At 45.0% G+C, this 5,462-nt stretch carries 6 protein-coding genes; 2 read left to right on the forward strand and 4 right to left on the reverse strand.

Translation table 11 applies throughout. The annotated features are described in order from the left end of the window. Positions 1 to 130 precede the first annotated feature (130 nt). Both AACQ21_RS04145 and AACQ21_RS04150 read right to left on the reverse strand, forming a co-directional pair. On the reverse strand, positions 131 to 979 hold the full coding sequence (locus tag AACQ21_RS04145) for a universal stress protein (protein ID WP_105976782.1): 849 nt from the start codon (positions 977 to 979) through the stop codon (positions 131 to 133). A gap of 10 nt (positions 980 to 989) precedes the next feature. Beyond that, positions 990 to 2,480 carry a SulP family inorganic anion transporter gene (locus tag AACQ21_RS04150; protein WP_017048956.1) on the reverse strand — a complete coding sequence of 497 codons (1,491 nt, stop codon included), beginning with the start codon at positions 2,478 to 2,480 and terminating at the stop codon, positions 990 to 992. A 284-nt stretch (positions 2,481 to 2,764) separates the two neighbouring features. On the opposite strand from AACQ21_RS04150, the gene AACQ21_RS04155 reads away from it, so the two are divergent. After that, positions 2,765 to 3,094, forward strand: a complete 330-nt coding sequence (locus tag AACQ21_RS04155) for a metalloregulator ArsR/SmtB family transcription factor (RefSeq protein ID WP_105976783.1) — start codon at positions 2,765 to 2,767, stop codon at positions 3,092 to 3,094. A gap of 83 nt (positions 3,095 to 3,177) precedes the next feature. Beyond that, positions 3,178 to 4,272 (forward strand): ACR3 family arsenite efflux transporter, encoded by a 1,095-nt coding sequence (gene arsB, locus AACQ21_RS04160; RefSeq protein WP_105976784.1) that lies wholly within the window; start codon positions 3,178 to 3,180, stop codon positions 4,270 to 4,272. 98 nt (positions 4,273 to 4,370) lie between these two features. Here arsB and phoU read toward each other — a convergent pair whose 3' ends face one another. Together phoU and AACQ21_RS04170 are read right to left on the reverse strand one after the other, a co-directional pair. Further along, positions 4,371 to 5,123, reverse strand: coding sequence for a phosphate signaling complex protein PhoU (gene phoU / locus AACQ21_RS04165; protein ID WP_017044462.1), 753 nt, complete (start codon positions 5,121 to 5,123; stop codon positions 4,371 to 4,373). Positions 5,124 to 5,144: 21 nt separating this feature from the next. After that, on the reverse strand, positions 5,145 to 5,462 hold a 318-nt coding region (locus AACQ21_RS04170), incomplete at its 5' end, for a phosphate ABC transporter ATP-binding protein (RefSeq protein ID WP_146127538.1).

The raw sequence follows: 5,462 nt of genomic DNA on the forward strand, positions 1-5,462 counted from the left end.
GTACCTAACATCCTAAGTACCAGTTGCATATCCGCAGCAAGTTTACTACTTGCACTTACCCTCCACAACAGCGTTTTATAATAAAAGCCTTCCGAAGAAGGCTTTATCTATATGGTTAATTTATCAATTATTATCGTATCAATAGCATCGGTACGCTTGATTCGGCTAAGAGCCGAGTGGTGTTACTGCCAACAAAAAACTGACGAAGTTTAGAGTGTCCAAACGCGCCCATGACGATCATGCCAAGTTGGTTTTGTTGTTGGTACTGAAGAATCGCCTTATGAACTTCGCCAGATAAGCACGCTTCCACAACGTGAATACCGTTCGCACATAATTTCTCGGCGGCAGCTTTAAACGCGCTCGCTTTATCGTGGTTATCTTCCACCATCACCAAATGGCACTCCAGCCCTTTTAGCAGCGGTGTTTTAATCGCTTTATCCACTAATTTTTGGCTGATTTCGCTACCATCAAAGGCTAATAGATAACTTTGTGGTGGCGTAAAATCACCCGTTGCCACTAAGGTGTGCGACTTCATTGTACGCACGATACTCTCTAATTGAGATCCAACAGCCATGACGTCGTTTTGGTGCACTTCACCTGATTTACCGACCACCAATACACGAATTTCGTTTTCAAGATCAAGCAAAGTCTCCAGCAGGTTGCCGTGCTTTTGCAGTTTATGCACATCTTGTAAACCTTGTTCATGAGCTTTAGTTTCTAGCTCATTGAGTAACGCTTTACCGTGCCTTAAGGCCAGTTTAGAACGCTTTTCGTCTAGTTCAATAAGCTCTTTCAACAGCTGTTCTCGGCTGCCTAAACCGATGTTACCAGACAGTTCACTTTCGGTTTGATTGGCCGCTTTATCAAGTACGTGCAGTAAGGTTAACGGTGCGTGTAAGCTTTTGGCGGCCCACACGCTTAAATTGGCGACCGACTGTGAATAAATCGATCCATCGATGCAAGCAATAATATTGGTCATAATCTGTTCCTTAATGTCCGCCCATCAGCTTTTCAACTTCTTCTGGCTTACCATGCACGCCGAATTTATCGACAATCGTTGCTGTTGCTTCATTCATACCGATGATGTTTACATCGGTCCCTTCGCGTCGGAATTTGATAACAGCACGATCTAGCGAAGAAACCGAAGTAATATCCCAAAAGTGCGCTGCAGAGAGGTCGATAGTGACACGCTCTAAGACCTCTTTGAAGTCAAACGCGTTCATAAATTGATCTGACGAAGCAAAGAAGACTTGCCCAACAACACGATAGGTACGCTCTTCTCCATTTTCAGAGAGTTCACTTTTAACCACCATGAAGCGGCCAATTTTGTTAGCAAAAAAGAGAGAAGCAAGCAGCACGCCGACACCGACACCGATCGCTAAGTTATGGGTTGCAACCACAACAACGACGGTCGCGATCATCACGATGCTGGTAGAAAGTGGGTGAGTTTTGAGATCCTTTACCGAACTCCAAGAGAAGGTCCCAATGGAAACCATGATCATTACCGCGACTAAAGCCGCCATCGGGATGAGCTTGAGCCAATCACTTAAAAACACCACCATGATGATCAGTAGAATACCGGCGCAAAAAGTAGAGAGTCTGCCGCGTCCGCCGGATTTAATGTTGATGATCGATTGACCAATCATCGCACAACCGGCCATGCCGCCAAGAAAGCCAGTGGCAATGTTGGCGATACCTTGGCCTTTACATTCGCGATTTTTATCACTGCTGGTATCGGTTAAATCGTCAACAATGGTTGCTGTCATCATTGATTCTAATAAACCGACAACGGCCAATCCGGCTGAATAAGGAAATATTATCCATAAGGTTTCAAGGTTGAGCGGAACATCTGGCCATAAAAATATCGGCAAAGTATCTGGTAATTCACCCATATCGCCCACAGTGCGAATATCAATGCCAAAGCTGATAGCAATCAGAGTTAAGGCGATAATGCACACTAATGGCGAAGGTAGCAATTTGCCAACCACAGGAACGTAGGGGAATAGGTAGATAATCGCCAGCCCACCGAGCGTCATGGCATAAACGTGCCATGTTACATTGGTCAGCTCTGGTAATTGCGCCATAAAAATCAGAATCGCCAGCGCGTTAACAAACCCCGTCACGACCGAACGTGATACAAAACGCATCAAATCGCCCAGTTTGAGGTAACCGGCCAGTATTTGTAGAACCCCGGTCAAAACAGTGGCTGCCAGTAGATATTGCAAGCCATGCTCTTTGACTAAAGTGACCATCAAGAGTGCCATTGCACCAGTGGCTGCTGAGATCATGCCGGGACGTCCACCGACAATTGAAATGATCACGGCAATACTGAATGAAGCGTAAAGGCCGATTTTAGGGTCTACACCCGCGATGATAGAAAAGGCTATTGCCTCAGGAACTAATGCTAACGCAACGACAGTGCCAGCTAGAACATCCCCTCGCACATTGGAAAACCAATCGCGCTTAATATTTTGTAGCATACTTAATCTCTAAAAAATGAAATAAAAAGGTGAGTTGTGAGAGGTAAAGATCAATCTAGGGCGGCGTAAGCAGCATTCGCAACATCTCTTGGTTGATTTTAAAAATGTGATCCTAATCATTGATGTGGTGTAGGTCAACCAAACGATCACTATTTGTATTGCAGTCGCGTTATCACGCTGTTTTTCAAGCGCTGCCGGTCGTACGCGAGGATAGTTCTGGTGTTTGACTTTTATTCTTTTGCTCCTTACACTTTAACACATTTGATATTCCATATGTATTGTTTATGTACCGCAGTTTATCTTTTTATAAATCCTTGTCTGAAGAGACGAGGCTTAAATCCTTGCTGTTGATGAAGCACAAAGGGCAGTTGTGTGTGTGTGATTTAATGAATGCGTTGCAATTAAGTCAGCCTAAGGTGTCACGTCATTTAGCTGAACTGAGAAAAAATGAATTAGTGATTGATGAGCGGCGCGGCAAGTGGGTGTACTACCAAATTAATCCTGAGCTGGAAAGTTGGATGGTGCAGATATTGGACATCACGCTGAGCCACAATGCTGCATTGATTGCGCAAGAGCTAACGCGCATTGCTCACCCATCTTGCCAAAGTGAATGAAATTTTAGCGTTGCTATTTCGCCATGGCTGTAAGTATAAAGTTGTGCGCGGCTCCCTTTTAGACTTACCGAGAGATGTGATGTATGAGTGAATTACCTGTCTGCGCAGAAGCCTCTGCAGCAGAAAAAATGAGTTTTCTCGATCGTTATTTAACCTTGTGGATTTTCCTTGCGATGGGGTTAGGGGTAGCGATCGGTGTCTTCTTTCCGCAAGTAGCGCAATGGAATGAAAATATGTCGGTCGGTTCGACCAATATTCCGCTGGCGATCGGTTTGATTTTGATGATGTATCCACCACTGGCAAAAGTGAATTACAGCCTACTAGGTGAAGTGACTCGTGATAAACGCGCCATCACACTCTCTTTAGTGATGAACTGGACTATCGGGCCTATCTTGATGTTTGCATTGGCGATCATTTTCTTACGCGATTATCCCGGTTATATGGTCGGACTGATCTTAATTGGTCTGGCGCGTTGCATCGCGATGGTATTGGTGTGGAATGATATCAGCGGTGGGAACAAAGAGTACGGCGCAGCGTTGGTGGCGCTCAACAGTGCATTTCAAATTGTCACTTACAGTTTTATGGCGTGGCTATTTATTACTGTTTTGCCGCCGTATTTTGGGCTCGAGAGCTTTGTGGTTGATATTACCATTCTCGATATCGCAGAAAGTGTGCTGATTTATCTCGGTATCCCATTTTTAGCTGGCTTTTTGAGCCGCAAATGGTTGGTGGCCGCGAAAGGTGAGCAATGGTACAACGAGGAGTTTATTCCGCGTATTTCACCGATTACGCTGGTGGCACTACTAGCGACGATAGTTTTGATGTTCAGCCTGAAAGGCGAGATGATCATTGAACTGCCAATGGACGTGATACGCGTTGCGATACCTTTGGTGATTTACTTCTTGGTGATGTTTTTTGTCAGCTTTTTCATTGGTAAAAAACTGGGCATTCCTTACGATCAAAATGCTTCAATTGCCTTTACCTCATCAGGTAACAACTTTGAACTGGCGATTGCGGTCTCCATTGCTGTGTTCGGTTTAAATTCCGATCAAGCATTTGCGGGTGTGATTGGGCCCTTAGTTGAAGTGCCGGTGTTGATTGCCTTGGTCAACGTCGCGCTGCGCATGAAAAAGAAATACTATGCCATTCATCCTAGTGATAAACCGTATAATGCTTAAGACAGAATGGGGACGTAACGGATTTAAACACCGGATTGGTCTTCCGAAAAAAATCAAAGGCTGCGAATTTGCAGCCTTTTTACCAATGAGCAATATCACTATGAACGGGTTTTCTGACTCGCTAAAAGATCGGCAATCGCTTGATCTTTTTGGTGGCGTACGTCTAAACCAGTGACAAAATAGATCGTGTACTCACAAACGTTGCGCGCGTGATCGCCAATCCGTTCGACCGCGCGACCAATCCAAGTGATCTCCAAAATGGTTTGATAGTGAGTGCCTTGCACCAGCATATCTTTATCATTTTGACGCAAAATATCGCCGTAGCTGTTGTCGATTTGTTTATCTAACATTGCCGCTTCTAGCGCATCGTGTGCATTGAGATCGTGAAAAGCGTTCATCGATTTTTGCAGCATATTGATCACGTTCGCGTTAATTGTTTCAAACGCATCTTCTTGTAATTCAATACCATCAAAATAGTCTTTGTCACCCGGATGGTGCTCCTTTAAACGTAACACCGCATGGGCGATCCGTTTAGATTGATCGCCAATTCGTTCAAGATCCATGATCGCTTTCATGATCGAAAACACCGCACGTAAATCGCGGGCTGCGGGTTGGCGTTTGACTAAAATATCAATGCAGCGTTGATCAATGGCCAGTTCTAACAAATTGATATTATGATCGTGTTCAATTACTTGCTTGGCCAGTTCGGTATTGCCTGTCATAAACGCATCGAGTGCGTCCCGCACCTGTACGATGACTAAATCACCCATATTCACCACGCTATCCACAATAGAACGCATTTCGCTATTGTAGCTATGAGAGGTGTGCCCATCGACACCATGAGTTGTCATAAAATTCTCCTAAAACAGTCGTTAACCGAAACGGCCAGTAATGTAATCTTCAGTGCGGCTATCACGTGGGTTGGTGAACAACTCACGTGTTTCGCTCAGTTCAACCAAGTTACCTAAGTGGAAGAAGGCGGTTTTATCTGAAACGCGCGCCGCTTGCTGCATGTTGTGTGTCACCATCGCAATGGTGTAGCTGCCTTTGAGCTCATCAATCAGATCTTCAATGATCGAGGTCGCGATAGGGTCAAGCGCCGAACAAGGCTCATCCATCAAAATCACTTCAGGGTTAACCGCAATCGCACGAGCAATACACAAACGCTGTTGCTGGCCACCAGATAGTCC

The organism is Vibrio sp. V01_P9A10T6 (genome assembly GCF_963877065.1).
GTDB classification, from domain to species: domain Bacteria; phylum Pseudomonadota; class Gammaproteobacteria; order Enterobacterales; family Vibrionaceae; genus Vibrio; species Vibrio anguillarum.